Here is a 20,872-nt window from a genome sequence, read left to right as displayed (position 1 = left end):
TAAGGAGCAACTCGTGACCGGCCAGACCGTCTCCTCCTCGCTCGCCGCCGACCAGCGCGCCCTGAACAGCGTGGTGGCCGGCGACACCCACGACCCGCACGGGACGCTCGGCGCCCACCCCGGCGGCGGCAACACCGTGATCCGCACGCTGCGCAAGGGGGCCAAGGCGGTCGCCGTGGTCGTCGACGGCGAGCGCACCGAGATGGTCAAGGTGCACCCGGATGGCGTGTTCGCCGTCGAGCTGCCCGGCACGGTGCTCGACTACCGCCTGGACGTCGACGGTGAGACGGTCGACGACCCGTACCGCCACCTGCCGACCCTGGGCGAGCTCGACCTGCACCTGATCGGCGAGGGCCGGCACGAGAAGCTGTGGAAGGTGCTCGGCGCGCAGCCGAAGGGCACCGGCGTCGGCTTCGCGGTGTGGGCGCCGTCGGCGCGCGGCGTGCAGCTGATCGGCGACTGCGTGGGCTGGGGCCCGTACGACGGCTGGCCGATGCGCTCGCTGGGCAGCAGCGGCGTCTGGGAGATCTACGTGCCGGACGTGGCCGTCGGCAGCAAGTACAAGTTCCGCATCCTCGGCCGCGACGGGGTGTGGCGCGAGCACGCCGACCCGCTGGCTCAGCACACCGAGGTGCCGCCGGCGACCGCCTCGGTCGTCTACTCCTCGTCGTACGAGTGGAACGACGAGGAGTGGATGACCGCGCGGGCGGCGAAGACCTGGCATCAGGAGCCCGCCAGCGTGTACGAGGTCCACCTGGGCTCCTGGCGGCCGGGTCTGTCGTACACGGAGCTCGCCGACGAGCTGACGGCGTACGTCGTCGAGATGGGCTTCACGCACGTCGAGCTCATGCCGGTGATGGAGCACCCGTTCGGCGGCTCCTGGGGCTACCAGGTCACCGGCTACTTCGCGCCGACCTCGCGCTTCGGCAACCCCGACGAGTTCCGGTTCCTGGTCGACAAGCTGCACCAGGCCGGCATCGGCGTCATCCTCGACTGGGTGCCGGCGCACTTCCCCAAGGACGAGTGGGCCCTGGCCCGCTTCGACGGCACCCCGCTCTACGAGCACGGTGACTGGCGGCGCGGCGAGCACCCCGACTGGGGTACGTACGTCTTCGATTTCGGCCGCAAGGAGGTCCGCAACTTCCTCGTGGCCAACGCGCTCTACTGGTGCGAGGAGTTCCACGCCGACGGCCTGCGGGTGGACGCGGTCGCCTCGATGCTCTACCTGGACTACTCGCGCAAGGACGGCGAGTGGACGCCCAACCAGTACGGCGGCCGGGAGAACCTCGACGCGATCAGCTTCCTGCAGGAGATGAACGCGACCGTCTACAAGAACAACCCCGGCGTGATCACCGTGGCCGAGGAGTCGACGGCCTGGCCCGGCGTCACCCGCCCGACCCACCTGGGCGGTCTCGGCTTCGGCTTCAAGTGGAACATGGGCTGGATGAACGACACCTTGTCCTACATGGAGAAGGAGCCGATCTACCGGCAGTGGCACCACCACCAGATGACCTTCGCGACGGTCTACGCGTGGAGCGAGAACTACATCCTGCCGATCAGCCACGACGAGGTCGTGCACGGCAAGGGCTCGCTGACCGGCAAGATGCCCGGCGACCTGTGGCAGAAACTGGCCAACACGCGCGCCCTGCTCGGTTTCATGTGGGCCTTCACCGGCAAGCAGCTCATCTTCATGGGCGCCGAGATGGGCGACCTGCGCGAGTGGAGCGAGGAGCGCGGCCTCGACTGGCAGCTGCTCGATGACCCGCAGTACGGCGGCATCAAGAGCCTGGTCAAGGATCTGAACCGGGTCTACAAGGACACCCCGGCCATCTGGACGCAGGACACCGAGCCCAGCGGCTTCCGCTGGATCACCAGCGAGGACTCGCAGCACAACACGTTCTCGTTCGTCCGCTTCGCCCCCAACGGCGACGCCCTGGCCTGCGTGGTCAACTTCTCGGCGGTCCCGCAGGAGGGCTACCGCATCGGCCTGCCCCGGCAGGGCCGCTGGGAAGAGGCGATCAACACCGACAGCGAGCTGTACGGGGGCTCGGGCGTCGGCAACCTCGGTGAGGTCCACACCGACGACCTGCCCTGGCACGGCTTCGACCACTCGGTGTCGCTGCGCGTCCCGCCGCTGGGCGCGGTCTGGCTCCGGCACGAGGCCTGATGATCACTCTCCGTTGACGGACTGGGCTAGCATTCGGCGCTCAGCGCAAGTTCGTCAACGGAGAGTGATCCATGAGCCGAAAGTCCACGGGGGCGGCTCTGGTGGGACTCCTCGCACTAACCGGAGTCCTGCTGGTCGCACCCACCGCCAACGCCGCCGAACCCACCACCGATCTGGTCGTCGAGGCCGACGACCTCAACACCCGGGGCACCCGCGTGGGTCCCCGCGACGTCCGGCCGCTCTACGCCGGCGTCCACAACCGTGGCGAGACCACGGTGTCCGATTTCAGCATCACGGTCACGGTGCCGTACGGGGCGACCTTCGTGGAGCGCTACCGCGACTGCACGTACGTGAACTGGTACCCGAACGCCCGCGAGCAGGGCGGTTTCGTCTACGGCCCGACCGAGGTGACCTGCCTGGTGCCCTTGGACCTCGGGCCCGACACCGAACTGGCCCTCTACGACCCGGTGTCCGACAAGTCGCTGTTCAACGTGCGGTTCGGGCGCAACCTGGCCGGGCCGGAGGAGCATGCCGGGTTCTTCTCCGTCGCCTCCGCGCCGGATCCCACCGGCACGCCCGGTGACGGCCCGTCCTTCAAGGAAGCGCTCACGACGGTGCCGCCCCGCCCGCACGACGAGATCGACGGGTCGAACTCCGCCGCGCAGTTCTCGGTCTGGTCCGCGCCCAACGGCGGTGACGTCGCCGTCACCGTTCCCCCGGTGCGGGGTAAGGCCGGGGACACCGTCGACCTGGCCTTCGAGGTGTACAACAACGGGCCGTCCGACGGCTCGGGGCCGACCGTTCTGATCACCGCGCCGAGCGGCACGGCGATCCTGCCCGCCGAGTCCTGCTGGACCGAGGGTACGGATCACGAGCAGCAGCCCGAGTCGGCGCGGGTCCGCTGCGTCTACGAGGGCTTCTTCCCCACCGTCAACTCCGGCCAGGGGATCGCCCGGCACAGCGTGCCCCTGAAGATCAAGTCGTCGCCGGGCACCGACGGCGTCGTCGAGGCGAGCGGCGTACGAACCGAGACCAAACCCGGCAACAATAAGGCGCCGATCGTCGTCCAGCCTTAGTCGTCGTTCGTCACGTCCAGCCGGGGGGTGCCGTTCTCGCAGCGCACTTCGACCTCTATGCGGTCGCGGCCGTGGCGGAACTCGCCCTCCCGGGCATCCTGGTCGTGGACGGTGAAGCCCTGCGCCGGGGCCATCGAGATGATGCCGGCGCAGTCGGCGACGACCGTACCGCCGCGGGTGGTGAAGGTCTGACCACCCGTGGCGGGCGCCGCGCTCCTGGTCGAGCCGGAGCTCGGGGTGGGCGCCGAGCCGAGGGCCCGCACCACGTCGTCCTCGTCGAGCACGGTGGCGGCGCGGTCCGAGGTGAGGCCGGAGCCGACCAGGCCGATGCCGACCACGCCGACGAGCACGGCCAGGATCGCCGCGGCGGTCCAGCCGGCGACGATCAGGGCGGGCCGATCCAGGAAGCGCATCTCCGCACTATGCCCGGCGCCGGGCTAAGCCTGGCGCCGGGCCACGCTAAGGGACGGTTAAGAACCGCGTTTTGTCAGGGTGGGCGGATACCGTGCAGCCGTGGCGAGACTCCTGCTCATCGAGGACGACCCGGCGATCCGGTCCACCCTGCTGCGCGCCCTGCGCGAGCGCGGGCACGCGGTGGCGGCCTCGCCCACCGCGATGGCCGGTCTGCAGGCGGCGCTGGCCGACAAGCCCGACCTAATCGTGCTCGACCTGGGCCTGCCCGACCTCGACGGGCGGGAGCTGCTGCGCATGCTGCGGGCCATCAGCCCGGTGCCGGTGATCGTGGCGACCGCCCGCGACGAGGAACGCGAGATGGTCCGCCTGCTCGACGCCGGGGCCGACGACTACGTGGTCAAGCCGTTCACCGCCGCCCAGCTGGACGCGCGGGTCCGGGCCGTGCTGCGCCGGGCCGCCACCACCGCGGGCGCGCCGGCGGCGCTGGCCGTGGGTGGTCTGCGCATCGACGCGTCGGCCCGCGAGGTGACCCTGGACGGCACGGCGGTCGAGCTCACGCCGCGCGAGTTCGACCTACTGCATCATCTGGCCCTGCGGGCCGGTCAGGTGGTCACCAAACGCGAGCTGCTGACCGAGGTGTGGCAGGTGCCGTACGGCGGGGCCGACAAGACCGTGGACGTGCACCTGTCGTGGCTACGCCGCAAACTCGGCGAGACCGCGCAGGAGCCGCGCTACCTGCACACCGTGCGCGGCGTGGGCGTCAAGCTGAGCGAGCCGGCGTGAGAGCCCGGCTGACGCTGCTGGTCGGGGCGACCACGGTGCTGGTGCTGCTCGCCTTCCTGGTGCCGCTGGCCCTGCTCGTCCGGCAGGTCGCCGAGGACAGGGCGATGAGCCGGGCCGACGACGTGCTGCGGACCGTGGTGCCGCTGGCCGGCTCGGGCGACCGGGACGCGACCCGGCTCGCCGTGACCGCCCAGCCGGTGCCCGTGTCGGTCTTCCTGCCCGACGGCGGCGTGCTCGGGGCCGAGGCTGACCGCTCCCCCGCCGTCCGGCTGGCCGCGGCCCGCGGCGAGGCGCTCACCGTGGCGGTCGACGACGGCCGCGAGATAGTGGTCCCGGTGGTCAGCGCGGCCGGCACCACGGTCGTCCGCACGATGGTCGACGAGGACGATCTCCGGCGCGGTGTCGGGCGGGCCTGGCTGACCCTGACCGGTCTCGGGCTCGTCCTGGTGCTGCTAAGCCTGCTGGTGGCCGACCGGCTGGCCCGGGCCATCACGGCCCCGATCACCGAGTTGTCCGCCGTCTCGCATCGACTGGCCCGGGCCGAGCTGACCGTCCGGGCCAGCCCGTCCGGCCCGGCCGAGCTCCGCGAGGTGGCCGGCGCCCTCAACCACCTGGCCGACCGCATCCAGGTCCTGCTCAACACCGAACGCGAACGCATCGCCGACCTGTCCCACCGGGTCCGCACCCCGCTGACCGCGCTCCGCCTGGAGACGGAGTCCCTGCGCGACCCGGAAGAGGCGGCCCGCGTCTCGGCCGCCACCGACGAGGTCGCCCGCGCCGTGACGGCCCTCATCCAGCAGGCCCGCCGCCGCGACGAGACCACCGGCCCGGCCACCTGCGACGCCGCGGCGGTGGTCCGCGACCGGGTGGCCTTCTGGGCCGTGCTGGCCGAGGACACCGGCCGCACGCTGACCCGGGACCTGCCGCCGGGCCCCCTCCCGGTCGCCGTGGCCGCCGACGAGCTCGGGGCGGCGCTGGACGCGCTGCTCGGCAACGTCTTCGCCCACACCCCGGACGGCACCGCGTTCGAGGTGCGGCTGACCGCCACCCCGGGCGGAGCTCAGCTGACGGTCGCCGACGAGGGCCCCGGCTTCACCCCCGAGGTGGCCCGGCGCGGCGTCTCCGCGATCGGCTCCACCGGCCTGGGTCTCGACATCGCCCGCCAGACGGCCACCGACTTCACCATCGCCACCCGCCCCGGCGGCGGCGCCACCGTGCAACTCACCCTCGCCGGCGCCCCCGCCTGACCAGCGCTCCTCGCCGCCCCACCCTTGACCCGGCGGCGGCACCACCGCCTACCTCGCCCTCGCCGCCCCAGCTCCGACCGATCCGGCGGCGGCACCACCGCGCACCTCACCCTCGCTGCCCCTCCGGCTGACCGGCGTTCTCGTTGCGCGAGCCGCGACCGACCCGCCCACGTCGGCCGCCCCGGGGTGCCTCGTGAAGGGGTAAGTCCCCCGCAAGCCCGGCCTGGTGGACGGCCCGTCCGCGCCGGAAGCCCGGCCCATGAAGCCCACCCGCGCGAGGGTCGGCCCCGCACAGAAGCCCGGCCACCCCATCGCGGGTGGCCGGGCGCTGGGCGGGCAGCGGCGTATCAGTCGTCGTCGTTGTCGTCCTGGTCGTCGCTGTCGTTGTCGTTGTCCCGGGCCTCGGTGTCGTGCTGGAGGACCTTGCCGTCGGCCGGGTCGATCTCGAGTTCGTGTTCCTGCGTGCCGGCGTGAACGTCGATGTCCCAGACCGGGCGGTCGTTGTCGTCGTCGTCCAGCTCGACCTCGTGGATCTGGCCGCCGGGCACCGTGCGCAGGGCGATCTCCCGCGCGGCGCCGGCGTCGACGGTGGCCCCGGGCGGCGCGGCCGGGTCCGCGGTGGCGGGGCCGGTCGGGGTCGCGGAGCCGGTCGGGCTGTTCGAGGTGGCTGAGCCGGTCGGGGCGGCCGGGGCCGGGCTCGTGCTGGCGCTCGGCGCGGCCGACGGCGTTTCGGCGAGCGCCACGGCGGCGGCCCGGGCCGGGCTCTCGCCGCCGGCGGTGGCCAGGGCGGTGCCGGCGAGGCCCAGGGCCGCCAGGACGCCGACGCCGGCCACGACGACGGTACGAGTGCTCTTCATCAGTTGACCTCCCAGTCGTTTCGGACGGTTCCACCATCGCGGGAGGTCGGCTATGGGCACGCTGTGCGGCCGTTAAAGGAGTGCTAAGGCTCGTTGACCGGCGGCGCCCAGCCCGGCCGCGGGATCAGGCAGAACGGATGCCCGGCGGGATCCGCGAACACGTGATCCCCGGGCAACGCCCGCGCCCCGAGGGCCAAGACCTGCTCCGCCGCCGCGGCCTGGTCGTCGACCATCACGTCGAGGTGCATCTGCTGCGGCACGGCCGGGTCCGGCCAGGTCGGCGATCGTTGGTCCGGCGAACGTTGGAACGCCAATCCGGAAGTGGTGGTGCCGGCCGAGACGACCGCGAAGTCGCCGTCGTCGTAGGTGACCGGCTGACCCAGCACTTCGCTCCAGAACCGGGCCGAGGCGCCCGGGTCGGGACAGTCGACGATCAGATGGTGCAGGCGCCCGATCGGCACAGCCTCACCTCACTAGGTCGGCGGAGGCGCACGCCCGCGAGTCAGCACGGGCGCAAGCCCACGGTTCGACGATGAGGTGAGCCTGCGGGTCAGCGTAGGCGCAGTGTGCCGCGGGGGGCCAGGAAGACGGCGTGGCGGGGAAGCCGTCAAGCCCGGGTCAGGCTGAGGGCGGCGGACCAGCCGGATCCGCGGGCGGAGACGCGGGCGGCGGGCTCGGCTGGTCGGAAGGCGCAGAAAAAGGCGGCTGGTCGGAAGGCGGGGAAGCGGGCGGCTGGTCGGAAGGCGGGGAGGCCGGCGCGGCGCCGGACCAGTCGGTGGGCGGCGGGGCGTAGGGCGAGGTCCCGGCGAACGGATCGGACGGCTGCGGGAACGGCGCCGGAGGCTGGGGGAACGGCATCGGCGGCGGAGGGAACGGCATCGGCGGGTGGGGCACCGGGGCGTACGGGTGCCAGGCCGCCGGCGCCGGAAACGCGGGCGGCATCGGGTAGCCGAAGGGCGGCTGGAACGGGCGGGCCGGGCGGAAGAAGCGGCTGGACGGGCCCACCAGCAGCAGGACGGCGGTGACGATGGCGCAGGCCAGGGCCAGCAGGAGGGTGGCGAAGTCGATCACCTGGAAGGCGACGGACCAGCCGGTCGAGTCGAGGTCGGCCAGCTTGTCGTAGAAGGCATCGCCGGGGAAGGAGCCGCCGCTGAAGTCGGTGCTGTCGTCCGGGAAGGGCTCGTCGGCGTACGGCTCGTCCTCGTCGAAACCCGACGTGAACAGCGCCCCGAAGACGAAGAACAGGCCGAAACCGCCGAGAAGGCAGCCGAAGAGGAACAGCACGGCGGGCGCGCCCATGCCGACGAGGGTGAGGATGCGGGCGGTGTTGTTGCCCCGGCGGACGAAGAACGCGGTGATGCCGAGCCAGACGGCCAGGATCAGGGCCGGGATCGCCGGGAAGAGCGTGTCCGAGATGTTGGTCGAGCGTTCGTCGGCCACGTCGCCGGGGTCGGCGCCGGTGCCGAGGGCGGCCTCGGAGATCAGCCCGTCGTAGTGGATCGCCCGGGCGATGGTCGCGCCGACGAACAGGACCAGCATCCCCACCACGGCGATCTGGAAGTAGAAGGCGATCCGGACGGTGGCCGGACGGGTCTGGTTCACGGACGGCACTGTACGGATCGGGGACGGGCGATTCGACAGCCGGACGGTCAGAAGTTGATCAATCGAGGAGCCACTCGGAGGCGAGCAGGCCGAAGATCAGGTCGTCGGTCCACTCGCCCTTGAGGTACGTCTGCTGGCGCAGCAGGCCCTCGCGGGTGAAGCCGAGCCGCTCCATCAGGGAAGCCGACGCCACGTTACGGGCGTCGCACTCCCCCGCCACCTTGTGCAGCCCCTGCACGCGGAACAGGCGGTCCAGCACGGCGCGGACGGCCTCCGTCGCGTACCCCTGCTTTTGATGGTGCGTGGCCAGGGTGAAGCCGACCTCGGCCTGCTTCAGGTTGTCGTGGAGATGGACCGCCACGTCGCCGATGAGGTCCTTCTCGGCGATCCGCTCGATCGCGTACTGGAACCAGCCGGGCTTGTCCGGGTCCGAGGCGATGAAGTTGGCGACGGCGGTCTCGGCCCGCAGCAGCGGGAACGGCGCGTCCCAGGACTGGTAGCGGGCCACGGCCGGATCCGAGCGGTACGCGGCCAGGACCGGGGCGTCCGAGGGGCGGAAGCGCCGCAGGAGGAGCCGTTCCGTCGCGATCAGCATGCACCGAGGTTATCCGGCCGGGAAACGCAGCGACGCCGCCCTATACAGTGCTCCCATGCCTGGGGAGCATACGGAGCCGTTGCGTCCTCGCGACCCGGACCGGCTGGGCTCCTACGAGCTGGTCGGCCGGCTCGGCGAGGGCGGCATGGGCACCGTCTTTTTGGCCAAGTCACCGGCGGGCGTGCTGGTGGCGGTCAAAGTCGTGCGCGCCGACCTGGCCCACGACGACGAGTTCCGCCGCCGGTTCCGCAGCGAGGTGGCCCGGGTCCGGCAGGTGCCGCCGTTCTGCACGGCCGAGGTCCTCGACGCCGACCCGGACGCCGAGCATCCGTACCTGGTCTGCGAGTACGTGGACGGGCCGACCCTGGCCGAGGTGGTCGAGGAGCGGGGCCCGCTGACCGCGGCCAACCTGCACAGCGTGGCCATCGGGGTGGCGACCGCGCTGACCGCCATCCACGGGGCCGGGGTGATCCACCGCGATCTGAAGCCGCGCAACGTGCTGCTGGCGCCGGGCAGCCCCAAGGTGATCGACTTCGGGATCGCGCGGGCGATGGGGGCGCCGAGCGACAACACCGCGGCGTCGCAGATGGTCGGCACGGTGGCCTACATGGCGCCGGAGCGCTTCGGCGACGAGGACGTGCCGATCACGGCCGCGGCCGACGTGTTCTCGTGGGGCAGCGTCGTGACGTACGCCGGGACCGGAAAGACCCCGTTCGGCGGCGACTCTCCCCCGGCCACGGCCGGGCGCATCCTGACCCGCGAGCCGAATCTGGAGGGCCTGAGCGGCCCGTTGCGCGACCTGGTCGCGTACAGCCTGGAGAAGGACCCGAAGAACCGGCCGACCGCCCGCGAGCTGCTGGACCTGCTGGTGGCGGGGCCGTCACGGCCCGACGCGACCAGGGCCGCCCTGGACGACCAGCCGGACCTGCGGGTGGCGGCGGCGAACGCGCAGTCGGTGACCGGGCTGATGCCGAAGGGCTACGAGGAAGACTCGATCATCACGGTGCCGATCTCGGCCGTGGGGCCCATGGAGGAGAGCCCGGAGCCGGAGAAGAAGCACCGGTGGTTCATGCCGAGCGCGGCCGCGTTCCTGGTGCTGGTCGTGATCGCGGGCGCGATGATGGTGATCTTCGGGCGGAGGCCGGCCGAGACGACGCCACCGGTGGCGGGGCCGCAGCAGCCGATGATCATCCAGGACGATCTGGCCGCGGCCCGGTACTGGCTGGCCAAGACCGAGCCCGACGGGCACTCGTCGTGTCAGTTCACCGACGGCTCGCTGGTGGCCCGGGTCGACAGCCGCCGGCTCTACAAGTGCCCGGGCCCGCAGGACCAGCTGCCGGACGAGATCGACGCCGAGGTCGGGGTCCGGCTGCTGAGCGCCGACTCGTGCGCGGCGATCTGGTTCCACTTCGGAGCCAACAAGGGCTACCTCGTACGGGCGTGCACGAACAGCATCTATGTCGGCACCCACAAGGGCACCGACGTGGTGGTGACCCGCACGCTGCCGCTCGACAAGCCGATCACCGTGAACGGCGAGCCGACCCGGATCGGCCTGAAGGTCGACGACGGCCAGGTGACCATCACCCGGGACGGGACCGTGGCCGGCTCGGCGCCCCTGGCCGACCGGCAGATCACCGGGGCCCGGCTGCTGCTCGGGGTCTACCCGGACCGGGACGCCCCGCCGAGCGGCCCGTTCCGGGTGGCCTTCGACCACATCGCGATCAGCTCTAGTCCTTAGTCAGACCGGCCCGGCGCAGGGCGTCGGCCATCGCGTCGTTGCCGAAGCCGCGCTGGTCCTGCTGCCGCGGCCGCTGCTGACCACCACCACCCTGACGCTGGCCACCGCCCTGACGCTGCTGGCCACCGCCCTGACGCTGCTGGCCACCGCCCTGGCGCTGCTGGCGGGGCTGGCCCTGGCCCGACTGGGGGCCGCGGTCCTCGCGGGGCTTGCGGACGGGCTCGTCGGTCAGGCGCATGGTCAGCGAGATCCGCTTGCGGGCCTCGTCGACCTCGACCACCCGCACCTTGACCACGTCGCCCGACTTCACGACCTCCCGCGGGTCCTTGACGAAGGTGTTGGACAGCGCCGACACGTGCACCAGCCCGTCCTGGTGGACGCCGATGTCGACGAACGCGCCGAAGGCGGCCACGTTGGTCACCACGCCCTCGAGGACCATGCCCGGCTTGAGGTCGGCGATCTTCTCGACGCCCTCGGCGAAGGTGGCCGTGGTGAAACCGGGACGCGGGTCGCGGCCCGGCTTCTCGAGCTCGCCCAGGATGTCGGTGACGGTCGGCAGGCCGACGGTGTCAGTCACGAACTGCTCCGGCTTGATCTTGCGGAGCACCTGGGTGTTGCCGATGACGCTCTTGAGGTCGGCCCCGACCGTGGACAGGATCGTGCGGACCACGGGGTACGACTCCGGGTGGACGCTGGACGAGTCGAGCGGGTCGTCGCCACCCGGGATGCGCAGGAAGCCCGCGCACTGCTCGAACGCCTTGGGCCCGAGCCGGGCCACCTTCTTGATCTCGGAGCGGTTCTTGAACGGGCCGTTCTGGTCGCGGTGCAGCACGATGTTCTCGGCCAGGCCGGCGCCGATGCCCGAGACGCGGGTCAGCAGCGGGGCCGAGGCCGTGTTGACGTCCACGCCGACCGCGTTCACACAGTCCTCGACGACCGCGTCGAGCGAGCGCGAGAGCTTCACCTCGGACAGGTCGTGCTGGTACTGACCGACGCCGATCGAGCGCGGGTCGATCTTCACCAGCTCCGCGAGGGGGTCCTGCAGGCGGCGGGCGATGGAGACCGCGCCGCGCAGGGACACGTCCATGCCCGGCAGTTCCGAGGCGGCGTAGGCGGAGGCCGAGTAGACCGACGCGCCGGCCTCGGAGACCATCACCTTGGTCAGCTTGGCCTCGGGGTGCCGCTTGATCAGCTCGGCGGCCAGTTTGTCGGTCTCGCGCGAGGCGGTGCCGTTGCCGATCGCGATCAGGTCGACGTTGTGCTTGCTGGCCAGGGCCGCGAGCCGGTGGATGGACTCGTCCCACTTGTTCTGCGGGACGTGCGGGTAGATCGTGTCGGTCGCCACGACCTTGCCGGTGCCGTCGACGACGGCGACCTTCACGCCCGTACGGAACCCCGGGTCGAGCCCCATCGTGGCGCGGGTGCCGGCCGGGGCGGCGAGCAGCAGATCACGCAGGTTGGCCGCGAACACGCGTACGGCCTCGTCCTCCGCCGCCTGCCAGAGGCGGACCCGCAGGTCGGCCCCGAGGTGGATCAGGATGCGGGTGCGCCAGGCCCAGCGGACCGTGTCGGTCAGCCACTTGTCGCCCGGGCGGCCCTGGTCGGAGATGTTGAAGCGGCCCGCGATGCGCGGCTCGAAGGTGGACTCGTCCTCCGGCTCGGGCTCCATCGTCAGGTCGAGCACGCCCTCCTTCTCGCCGCGGAACATGGCGAGGATGCGGTGCGACGGCAGCTTCGCGTACGGCTCGGCGAAGTCGAAGTAGTCGGCGAACTTGGCGCCCTCGGTCTGCTTGCCCTCGTTGACCTTCGCGACCAGGCGGCCCCGGGTCCACATGCGCTCGCGCAGCTCGCCGATCAGGTCGGCGTCCTCGGCGAACCGTTCGATCAGGATCGAGCGGGCGCCGTCGAGGGCGGCGGTCTCGTCGGCCACACCCTTCTCGGCGTCGACGAAGGCGGCCGCGGTGGCCCGCGGGTCGAGCGACGGGTCGCCGAGCAACTGCTCGGCCAGCGGCTCCAGGCCGGCCTCGCGGGCGATCTGCGCCTTGGTCCGGCGCTTCGGCTTGAACGGCAGGTAGATGTCCTCGAGCCGGGCCTTGGAATCGGCGGCGAGGATGGCCTGCTCCAGCGCGTCGTCGAGCTTGCCCTGCTGCCGGATCGACTCGAGCACGGCGGCCCGGCGCTCCTCCAGCTCCCGCAGGTAGCCCAGGCGCTCCTCGAGCGTGCGCAGCTGCGTGTCGTCGAGGGTGCCGGTCACCTCCTTGCGGTAGCGGGCGATGAACGGCACGGTGGCGCCGCCGTCGAGAAGCTCGACCGCAGCCGTCACCTGGCTCTCGCGGACACCGAGCTCGGAGGCAATGCGCTGATGGATCGCTGTCGTCACGCCGACGATTGTCTCCGATGCCCGGATCGCCTGTCTCCCCACCCCGCATGACGCACCCGCTGTACCGCTCCCGGGGGACACCGTGAGCCCACCGAGAACCGGCAAATCATCCAACTCTAGGCCATCGTCATCTCGGCTAGGTGGGAGGTACTAGAGACATCCGTTTCGGCCTTTGGCAGTCTTATCGGCATGACGCTTGTTGTCCGGGCGGTCGCTGCCACCGATCAGGGCCTGGTGCGCTCCAACAACGAGGACGCGGTCTTCGTCGGCAACCGCCTCCTCGTCGTCGCCGACGGCATGGGTGGCCTCCCTGCCGGCGAGCTGGCCAGTGACATCCTCGTGCAGGCCCTCGCCGTCGTCGACGACGGCGAGGACACCGGCGAGCCCCTGCAGGACCTGCTGGCCGCGCTGCAGACCGCCAACGGCCGGATCGAGGCCGCGGTGGCCGACGACGACGCCCGCGACGGCATGGGCACTACGGTGACCGCGCTGATGCTCTCCGGCGACCGGGTGGCCGCGCTCAACGTCGGCGACTCCCGCTGCTACCTCGTCCGCGACGGCGAGATGCAACAGGTGACCCGCGACGACACGTACGTCCAGGCCCTGGTCGACCAGGGCGTGCTCAGCGCCGAGGACGCGCGCCGGCACCCGCAGCGGGCCCTGGTCACCCAGGCCGTGCAGGGCGGCCCGTTCCGGCCGACCGGGCGGATGATCCCCGTCCAGGCGGGCGACCGGTTCCTGCTGTGCAGCGACGGCCTGAGCGATTACGTCGAGGACGGCGTGATCCGGCAGACCCTGCTCGACAACGCCGACCGCAAGACCGCCGCGGCCGAGCTGGTGCACCGCACCCTGGAGAACGGCGCCCCCGACAACGTCACGGTGATCGTCGCCGACGTCACGGAAGCGTAGGCAGCTCCTTCATCGAGCGCACCGGGGAGAAGAGCACCCACAGCACGCCCAGGAGCGCACCTACGGTGGCGACCCACAGGGCCGGGCGTACGCCGATGAACGTGCCCAAAGCCCCACCGAGCAGGGCGCCGATCGGGCGGATGCCGTAGTTGACGGTGCGCTTGAAGCCGGAGACGACGGCCAGCATCGTGGGCGGGGTCGCGGCGGTCTGGACGGCGCCGACCGCGATGTCGAGGATCATGACGCCGGCCGCGGAGAGGAACTCGGCGGTGACCAGCGCGGCCAGGATCACCGGCTCCTCGGCCCACGGCACCAGGATCAGCGGGGCCGGGAACAGCACGAAGCCGGTGATCGCGGCCGGCCCGACGCCGATCCGGCGGGTCAGCGGTCCGGCGGCGACCGCGCCGAGCACGCCGCCGATCGAGCCGAGACCGATGACCAGGCCCAGGGTGCCCGGCGAGACGTGCAGCGCCGTGGTCACGTAGAGCACGAAGAGCGCCGCGAAGATGTAGTTGAACAGGTTCAGGGTAGTGGCGCCGAGCAGGACCGCCCGCAGCACGGCCGACCGGGCGACGAATCCGACACCCGCGGTCATGCCGTTTTTCTCCCCCGCGGCCGGGGCATGCTCGGTGACGCGGACGCGGCGCAGGAAGAGGGCCGACCACAGGTAGCTGACCACGTCGACGAGCAGGGCGACCGGCGCGGTGAGCCACTGCACCAGCGCCCCGGCCACCGACGGCCCGACTACGAACGACGCGGCCCGGCTGCCGTTGAGCAGGCGGTTGGCGTCGACGTAGTCCTCACGGCGCACCAGCGAGGCGAACAGGCTGGCGTGGGCCACCTCGAACAGCAACGAGAACGTGCCCACGGCGAACGCCACCACGGCCAACAACGGCAACGTGAGGGCGTCGGCCCACCACAGCACCGGCACGGCCAGCAGCAACACCGCCCGGGCCAGGTCGGCCACGATCATGATCTGGCGCTTGCCGGGCCGCTTGTCGACCCACGCCCCGGCCGGCAGGGACAAAAACAGGTTGGGCAGCAGGGCAGCCGCGGTCAGAAAGCCCATCTGCGCCGGCCCGGCCCCGACGACAAGCACAGCCACCAGCGGAACGGCGACGAGCGTGACCTGATCCCCCATCAGCGACACCGTCTGCGCCGCCCAGTACCGCCGAAACGCCGCCTGCCGCAGCAGCCCCCGCACCCCGGCGGCCGCCCCCTCGGCCGACTCCTCACGCCGCCCGGCCGGCCCCTCAGCCGACTCCCCACGCCGCCCGGCCGGCGCTTCCACGGCCGTCCCATCGGCCGCCACTTCTTCGGCCGGCTCCCCGGTAACCGTCATGACTCTTCCTCCTGCGTGGGCGCGGGGCGGGAGGGCGACGCGGGCGTGGGACGGGAGGGCGACGCGGGCGCGGGGTTGGCTGGCGGGGACGCAGGGTGGGCTGGCGCGGACTCAGGATGGGCGGGCGCGGGGCCGGGCGGTGCGGATGCGGTTTCGCGGGGCACGGCCATCTGGATGAGCTGGATCAGGCGGGAGCCGGGTGGGCGGGCCGTGGGGTCGGCCATGCGGTCGGCGAAGCGCTCGAACAGGGCCTCCATCTGCCCGGTGAGCTCCCGCAGCTCGGCGGCCGTGACATGGACCAGGGCGTCGCCGAAGCCGGCGGCGGCGCGCCACTCGGCCGGCTCGTCGCCGCGGACGGCCAGGTAGGCCTCGGCGCGCTGGGTGTAATCCCTGAGCAGCACCCGGTTGAGCTGGTCGGTGGCCGCGCGCATGTCGCGGTCGTCGGAGTCGTCGGCCCATGAGGTGCTGGGGGCGGTGGCCCGCCAGGGGCGCTCGCGGGCGTCCACACCCGGCACCCGCTCGGCGAGACCGTACTTGGCGAGCTGGCGCAGGTGGAACGAGCAGTTCGGCACGTTGTCGTCGAGCGCCGCCGCGGCCTGGGTGGCCGTCATCGGCCCCTCCGAGCGCAGCAGACCGATGAGGCGCAGGCGCAGCGGATGGGCATACGCGCGAAGGCTGCGCGGATCGGTGAGCCGCGCGGAGGAGCCGGGATCGTCGGGCATACCCTAGAGAATGCTTTAGAAAGATGTCTCTAGCAACCCCTCAGGGTGGTGGATCAGGGTCGGCCCAGGGGACATCCCGATGTTCGTAGGCACTCAAAACGCCGACGATGGATACATCGAGGCAGCAAGGGACCTCGGAAAAGACTTCACCGAGAGAGTGTGAGATCAATGAACGCCGTGCACGACAGCCTGTCCCGTCAGGGCCTGACCCGTCCGCGGGAGGGCCGGATGCTCGCCGGCGTGTGCGCCGGCCTCGCCCGCCGCTTCGGCATCGACCCCTGGCTCGCCCGCCTGCTGTTCGTGGTGGTCCTGCTGGCCATCCCGGGCAGCCAGATCCTCGTCTACCCGATCCTGTGGCTCGTGATGCCGTCGGAGAAGCCGGCCTACGCCTCGGCGTACCCGCCGGTGGCCTGACAGCACCCCGAGCGCCAGCAGGATCACGAACGGCGCCGCGCCCGCACCGGCCACGAGATCGCTCAGCCACCGCTGCACCCCGGCGGCGGCATTGATCACCGGGTCGGTGCCGGCCAGCCGCAAGTCACCGGCCAGCCGTAGTTCGTACCAGCCGTAGTAGGCCACGTAGAGACCGCAGACGATCAGGATCGCGCCGCCGAGCCGGGGCACCACCCCCAGCAGGCGGCGCGTCCGCGTGATCACCCCGGTCCGCATCAGCGCCACGGCCACGGCGGTCACCGCCACGATCAAGGTCATTCCCAGGCCGTACGCCACGAAGAGCGCCACCCCCTCGGCGACCGACCCGGCGCGCAGGCTCGACACGACCAGCGCCAGGAACGGCCCGACCGCGCAGCCCAGCGAGGCCACCGCGTACGCCATCCCGAACAGCACCGTAGACACGGCCGAGCCGGTCAGCCGCGGAGCCCGCACGGTCAGGGCCAGCAGGGAACGGCCCGAGAGCAGCCATCCGCCGAGCGCGGCCAGGACCAGCCCCAGCACGACCGTCAGCCACGGCAGGCGAGGCTGCAGGACCCCGGCGATCGGGGCCAGCACCAGGCCGAAAGCGCCGAACACGACCACATAGCCCAGGGCCAAGGCCGCGCTGCATCGCAACGCCCGGAGGATCGCGGCGCCGACCGCGGACGGGCCCGCCCTCTCGGGCCCGGGGGACGACGGGCCGTGCGCGCCGGAGATAACCGGCGAGCCGGCCGACACCAGCACCGACAGATACGCCGGGAGCAGGGCGAAGCCGCAAGGGTTGACCGCGCCGAGCATGCCGGCGGTCAGCGCCAGCAGCAGCGCTCCGCCCATCTCAGACCGCCAGCGCCTTGACCTCGGCGGTCAGCTGCAGATCGTCGAGATAGCCGGTCTTGCGTATCTGGCCGGCCTGGTCCAGCACCACGTACAGGCTCTGCTCGGTGATCTTGAATTTCTTCCAGATGACGCCGGCCTGGTCGTCGAGTTGCGGGACCGCGCTCAGCTCGAAGTCGCGGACGAACTCGTGCATCGCCTTGTTGTCGCCCAGGCCCGCGATGCCGAGAAAGTTGACCTTGCCGCGGTACTGCTCCTCGAGGTCGCGCACGCTCTGGGCCTCGCTGGCGCAGGTGGCGCACCACGGTGCCCAGAACCAGAGGATCGTCGGCTTGCCGGCCAGCATGCTGCCCTCGTACGGCTTGCCGTCCAGGGTCTTGCCCGCGAAGGCCAGCGTGGCCGGGACCGCCTTCTCGTCGCTGTCGGGCGGATCCCAGGCCGCGGTCGTCTCCTGCTCCGGCGCGCCGCAGCCGGCCAGCAGCAGAACCGCCCCGGCCAGGACGGCGCGCCGCCTCACTTCGTCGCCTCGGTCAGGCGCAGCGCGAGGGCCGGGCAGACGTTGACCGCCTTGCGGGCGCCGTTCTCCAGCCACGGCGGCAGCGGCGTCTGCGGGAAGGCCGGGAAGCCGTTCGAGTCGAGCCGGATGATCTCGGGGGCGACCGCCGAGCACAGGCCGTGCCCGTCGCAGCGCGACCAGTCCACCGCGAGCTTGCGGGCGCCCTGCTCGGCCGTGTACGGCAGCGGGAGGATGCCGCGGACCTGCTTGCCGCAGCCCTCGCCGTTCGTGTGGGCCTCGACGTCCTTGGCGAAGACCTCCAGCGCCGACAGCGCGAAGCGGGCCGTGCCGTCCGGGTGGCTGCACGCGCCGCGGCCCTTGACCACACCGGCCGCCTGGCGCACGTTCTCGACCGCGTTGCCGCCGAGCGAGACCAGGGTGACCGCGCGGGCCAGGTCGGGCAGGCCGAGCCGGCACGGGCCGCACTGACCGGCCGACTCGCCGGCCAGATATTGCACGACCTGCGAGACCTCGCCCAGCGGACAGGTCTTGGAGCCGATCGGGATGAGCATGCCCGCGCCGAGCGTGCCGCCGACCGCGGCGAAGCCCTTGCGGGAGATCGTCACCGTCTTGGCCGCCTCGGCGGTGATCCACTTGCCGTGGTAGCCGCCGACCAGCAGGCCGGGGCCGATGTCGGCCCCGCACATGGTCAGCACGTCCATCAGCGGGGTGCCGGTGGGCGCCTCGACCACCGCCGGGTTGGACGACGAGCCGCCGACGGTCAGCATGACCGTGCCCGGCTCCTCCGGGATGCCGACCGCGTTGTACTCCCACGGCCCGAGCCGGGCCGCGATGGCCAGCTGCGAGTACGTCTCGGCGTTGGACAGCAGCGTGGGCAGGCCCATCACGCCGTTGTCGCTGGAGCGGACCTTGCGGCCGGGCGGGATGTGCGCCTCGCCGTTGATGCCGCGGACCAGCGCGCCACCCTCACCCGAGATGAAGCGGTGCGGCACGGTCACGATCCGGGTCGGGCAGGGCATCCGGCGCTCGGCCAGCGCGGCCGTCAGCGAGCTCTGGCCGATGCCGTCGTCGGCGATGCCGATGACGATCTCCTCGGCGTCCAGCGCCGCCGCGGCCAGGGCGGCCCCGTCCAGGATCAGGTGCGGGGCGCGGGTCAGGATCGCCTTGTCCTTCCAGGACGGCGGCTCACCCTCGGTGCCGTTGACCACGATCACCGGCGGCAGCTCCTGCCGGCGGCACGAGTCGAGCACCGCGCGGACCTTGCGGGCGAACGGGAAACCCGCGCCGCCACGCCCGCGCAGCTCGATCCGGTCGGCCAGGCCGATCAGCTCGCCCGAGGAGAGCGCGGCGAAACCGCCGTGCACCTCCTGGTGGGCGAGCAGGTCGAGGCGACCGTACTCGTCGAAGCCCGCGGTGATCCGCGGCGTGCCGATCGCGGTGACCGGCGGAACCTGCGACGCGCTCAATTCGCTTCCCCTCGCAGCTGCGACCAGTACGCGTCGTCAGCTGCCTCGTCGTCCCCCCGGCCGCGGCCGTCGCGACGGGCCCCCCGGCCCGCCTGGACGCGTACGGGTTCCTGCTCGTCGCGCCGGGCCCGGCGGGTCGCCATGTCGACCAGGGTCGGCGTCTCGTCGTCGCCCGAGAACTCGACGAAACCGCTGCGGCTGTGCCGGCCCGAGTCGGCCCGGTCGACCTCGTAGCCGCGGTCGTCGCGGGCCCGGGAGCGCCGCGGCGGCGGGGCGTCGTCCTCGGCGTACCGGCCGCGCTGCCGGGGCACCTCGTCGTAGTCGTCGCGGCCGCCGTCGTACAGCGGCATGTCACCGCGGCGACGGGAGGCCCGCGGCGCCGGCATCTCGTCCTCGTCGGCGTAGCGGCGCTGGCGCGGGGCCGGCGGCTCGTCGTCGTAGTAGCCGCGGTCGTCCCGCTCGACCCGGCGCATCCGCGTCGACGTGTCCTCGAGGTCGTCCCGGCGCATCCGGGTGCTCGTGTCCTCGTAGTCCGGGCGCCGCATCCGCGTGCTGGTGTCCTCGTAGTCCGGGCGGCGCATGCGGGTGCTGGTGTCCTCGCCGGCGTAGCGGCGGCCGCGCGGCTCGTCGTACTCGATCTCCTCCTCCACCCGGCGGCGGCCCCGCGGCGCCTCGTCCTCGAAGTCCGGGCGGGCCATCATGCCGGTGGGCTCGTCGAAGCGGGCGGCCGGGACCACCAGGTCCTCCATCGGCGGCGCGGGCGGCGGGCTGACCGGGCGGAACGTGTCGACCACGGCGACCGGGCCGAGCGTCTGCGGCTCCGGCTCGGGGGCGCGCTCGCGGCGGCCCGGCTTCCGCAGGGCCGGCGAGCTCGTCGGGACCAGGGTGCCGACCGGCTTCACGGCGCCGCCGGCCTGCGAGGCGAAGTCCTTGTTGCGGTTCAGGCTCACCGACAGCCGTACGGCCAGGCCGATCAGCACGCCGAGGATGCAGACGATGTAGCTGACGACGACCCAGGTGGCCGCCGGGCGGCCGGCCGAGAGGCCGTGCACCAGGGCGATCGGCCACATCAGGTAGGAGATCGCGTGGATCGAGCGCCACATCCACGGCTTGCCGTGGCCGACGAACCGGGCCCGGGCGATGCCCGTCCACATGACCAGCACCATGATCCAGCCGGAGATGGTGCCGAGGCCGATGTAGAGCTTGTTGCCGGCCGCCAGGAACGGGATGAAGGCGTCGATGATGCTGATGTGCGACTCCACGACCTTGGTCCAGACGTGGACGAAGAGCGCGGCCACGGCGATCACGCCGGTGGTGCGGTGGGCCGACTGCAACAGCACCCGTTGCCGGATCGACAGCACGAGCCGGTCGGTGGCGACCAGGCCGATCATGATGGTGATGGAGAGCGACACCAGCGCCACCACGCCCATGTAGAACTCGGCGTAGATGAAGAAGTAGTAGTAGCCGACCCGCCCGGGGGCGGTCATCATCGCCACCGCCCAGATCGCCGCGAGCACACTCACGGTGAGCACGAGCACCGCGCCGCGGGACGCGGGTTTCGTACCGGTAGCTCCGACATCGACGGCCACACGATTGGCGGATCGCTCTTTGTTGCTCGTCCTGGCCATTGACTCCTCGTTCTCCGCAGCGGTCACGTCCCGTGGGCGGTGGGACGCCGGCACCCGTGGGGAGTGCCCCGTGCTCTTGGTCTCGGGCAGCGGCTGGTGTCGCGCCGGTCCCTGCCCATCCCCCATCTACGTGCGGGGCGCGGGTTCGGATGAACACCGGGCG

The 20,872-nt window shown here is 72.1% G+C and carries 18 protein-coding genes and 1 pseudogene; 7 read left to right on the top strand and 12 right to left on the bottom strand.

The genetic code is table 11. The features are described from left to right. Positions 1-61 precede the first annotated feature (61 nt). The gene (gene glgB, locus AB0J66_RS47955) at positions 62-2,167 is read left to right on the top strand and encodes a 1,4-alpha-glucan branching protein GlgB (RefSeq protein WP_364675724.1); all 2,106 of its coding nucleotides are present in this window, start codon (positions 62-64) and stop codon (positions 2,165-2,167) included. Positions 2,168-2,238: 71 nt separating this feature from the next. Beyond that, a complete protein-coding gene (locus tag AB0J66_RS47950) occupies positions 2,239-3,243 on the top strand; it encodes a hypothetical protein (RefSeq protein WP_364675703.1) in 1,005 nt (334 codons plus the stop codon). Here the strand turns inward: AB0J66_RS47950 and AB0J66_RS47945 are convergent. Further along, on the bottom strand, positions 3,240-3,656 hold the full coding sequence (locus AB0J66_RS47945) for a hypothetical protein (protein WP_364675700.1): 417 nt from the start codon (positions 3,654-3,656) through the stop codon (positions 3,240-3,242). The two genes, AB0J66_RS47950 and AB0J66_RS47945, sit on opposite strands and share 4 nt — an antisense overlap. 100 nt (positions 3,657-3,756) lie before the next feature. Here AB0J66_RS47945 and AB0J66_RS47940 point away from each other — a divergent pair, with 100 nt between their 5' ends. Both AB0J66_RS47940 and AB0J66_RS47935 read left to right on the top strand, forming a co-directional pair. Next, positions 3,757-4,440 (top strand): response regulator transcription factor, encoded by a 684-nt coding sequence (locus AB0J66_RS47940; protein ID WP_364675698.1) that lies wholly within the window; start codon positions 3,757-3,759, stop codon positions 4,438-4,440. Beyond that, entirely contained in the window at positions 4,437-5,687 is a 1,251-nt protein-coding gene (locus tag AB0J66_RS47935; RefSeq protein WP_364675695.1) for a HAMP domain-containing sensor histidine kinase, read from the top strand. Before AB0J66_RS47940 ends, AB0J66_RS47935 begins: the two co-directional genes overlap by 4 nt. A 347-nt stretch (positions 5,688-6,034) precedes the next feature. On the opposite strand, the gene AB0J66_RS47930 is transcribed toward AB0J66_RS47935, so the two are convergent. From AB0J66_RS47930 to AB0J66_RS47915, 4 genes are all read right to left on the bottom strand, one after another. After that, positions 6,035-6,544, bottom strand: a complete 510-nt coding sequence (locus tag AB0J66_RS47930) for a PepSY domain-containing protein (protein WP_364675693.1) — start codon at positions 6,542-6,544, stop codon at positions 6,035-6,037. 83 nt (positions 6,545-6,627) lie between these two features. After that, positions 6,628-7,005, bottom strand: coding sequence for a VOC family protein (locus AB0J66_RS47925; RefSeq protein WP_364675690.1), 378 nt, complete (start codon positions 7,003-7,005; stop codon positions 6,628-6,630). Between the two features lie 157 nt (positions 7,006-7,162). Further along, on the bottom strand, positions 7,163-8,146 hold the full coding sequence (locus AB0J66_RS47920; RefSeq protein WP_364675688.1) for a hypothetical protein: 984 nt from the start codon (positions 8,144-8,146) through the stop codon (positions 7,163-7,165). A gap of 58 nt (positions 8,147-8,204) precedes the next feature. Further along, positions 8,205-8,741, bottom strand: a complete 537-nt coding sequence (locus AB0J66_RS47915) for a GNAT family protein (RefSeq protein WP_364675686.1) — start codon at positions 8,739-8,741, stop codon at positions 8,205-8,207. Between the two features lie 55 nt (positions 8,742-8,796). Here AB0J66_RS47915 and AB0J66_RS47910 point away from each other — a divergent pair, with 55 nt between their 5' ends. Further along, a complete protein-coding gene (locus tag AB0J66_RS47910; RefSeq protein WP_364675684.1) occupies positions 8,797-10,479 on the top strand; it encodes a serine/threonine-protein kinase in 1,683 nt (560 codons plus the stop codon). Here the strand turns inward: AB0J66_RS47910 and AB0J66_RS47905 are convergent. Continuing rightward, positions 10,469-12,859, bottom strand: a complete 2,391-nt coding sequence (locus AB0J66_RS47905) for a Tex family protein (RefSeq protein WP_364675681.1) — start codon at positions 12,857-12,859, stop codon at positions 10,469-10,471. The genes AB0J66_RS47910 and AB0J66_RS47905 overlap by 11 nt on opposite strands. Positions 12,860-13,048: 189 nt before the next feature. Here AB0J66_RS47905 and AB0J66_RS47900 point away from each other — a divergent pair, with 189 nt between their 5' ends. Beyond that, positions 13,049-13,768 (top strand): protein phosphatase 2C domain-containing protein, encoded by a 720-nt coding sequence (locus tag AB0J66_RS47900; protein WP_364675680.1) that lies wholly within the window; start codon positions 13,049-13,051, stop codon positions 13,766-13,768. On the opposite strand, the gene AB0J66_RS47895 is transcribed toward AB0J66_RS47900, so the two are convergent. Next, positions 13,755-15,110, bottom strand: a complete 1,356-nt coding sequence (locus tag AB0J66_RS47895) for an MFS transporter (RefSeq protein WP_364675677.1) — start codon at positions 15,108-15,110, stop codon at positions 13,755-13,757. The genes AB0J66_RS47900 and AB0J66_RS47895 overlap by 14 nt on opposite strands. Continuing rightward, positions 15,107-15,832, bottom strand: coding sequence for a helix-turn-helix domain-containing protein (locus tag AB0J66_RS47890; RefSeq protein WP_364675675.1), 726 nt, complete (start codon positions 15,830-15,832; stop codon positions 15,107-15,109). The genes AB0J66_RS47895 and AB0J66_RS47890 overlap by 4 nt, the downstream gene beginning before the upstream one ends. A gap of 168 nt (positions 15,833-16,000) precedes the next feature. Here AB0J66_RS47890 and AB0J66_RS47885 point away from each other — a divergent pair, with 168 nt between their 5' ends. After that, positions 16,001-16,246: a PspC domain-containing protein gene (locus AB0J66_RS47885; protein WP_364675721.1), complete on the top strand. Its 246-nt coding sequence runs from the start codon at positions 16,001-16,003 to the stop codon at positions 16,244-16,246. 222 nt (positions 16,247-16,468) lie between these two features. Here the strand turns inward: AB0J66_RS47885 and AB0J66_RS47880 are convergent. From AB0J66_RS47880 to AB0J66_RS47865, 4 genes and pseudogenes are all read right to left on the bottom strand, one after another. Next, a pseudogene (locus tag AB0J66_RS47880) lies at positions 16,469-17,062 on the bottom strand (cytochrome c biogenesis protein CcdA); the annotation flags it as partial. Positions 17,063-17,099: 37 nt separating this feature from the next. Next, positions 17,100-17,615, bottom strand: coding sequence for a thioredoxin-like domain-containing protein (locus AB0J66_RS47875; protein WP_364675673.1), 516 nt, complete (start codon positions 17,613-17,615; stop codon positions 17,100-17,102). Beyond that, positions 17,612-19,081, bottom strand: a complete 1,470-nt coding sequence (locus AB0J66_RS47870) for an NADH-ubiquinone oxidoreductase-F iron-sulfur binding region domain-containing protein (RefSeq protein ID WP_364675671.1) — start codon at positions 19,079-19,081, stop codon at positions 17,612-17,614. Before AB0J66_RS47870 ends, AB0J66_RS47875 begins: the two co-directional genes overlap by 4 nt. Further along, positions 19,078-20,670 (bottom strand): translation initiation factor III, encoded by a 1,593-nt coding sequence (locus tag AB0J66_RS47865; protein WP_364675668.1) that lies wholly within the window; start codon positions 20,668-20,670, stop codon positions 19,078-19,080. Before AB0J66_RS47865 ends, AB0J66_RS47870 begins: the two co-directional genes overlap by 4 nt. Positions 20,671-20,872 lie beyond the last annotated feature (202 nt).

The organism is Actinoplanes sp. NPDC049598 (assembly GCF_040675435.1).
Lineage (GTDB): Bacteria > Actinomycetota > Actinomycetes > Mycobacteriales > Micromonosporaceae > Actinoplanes.
The sequence above is the reverse complement of the archived record's forward strand: the minus strand, read 5'-3'. Positions and strand labels throughout refer to the sequence as shown.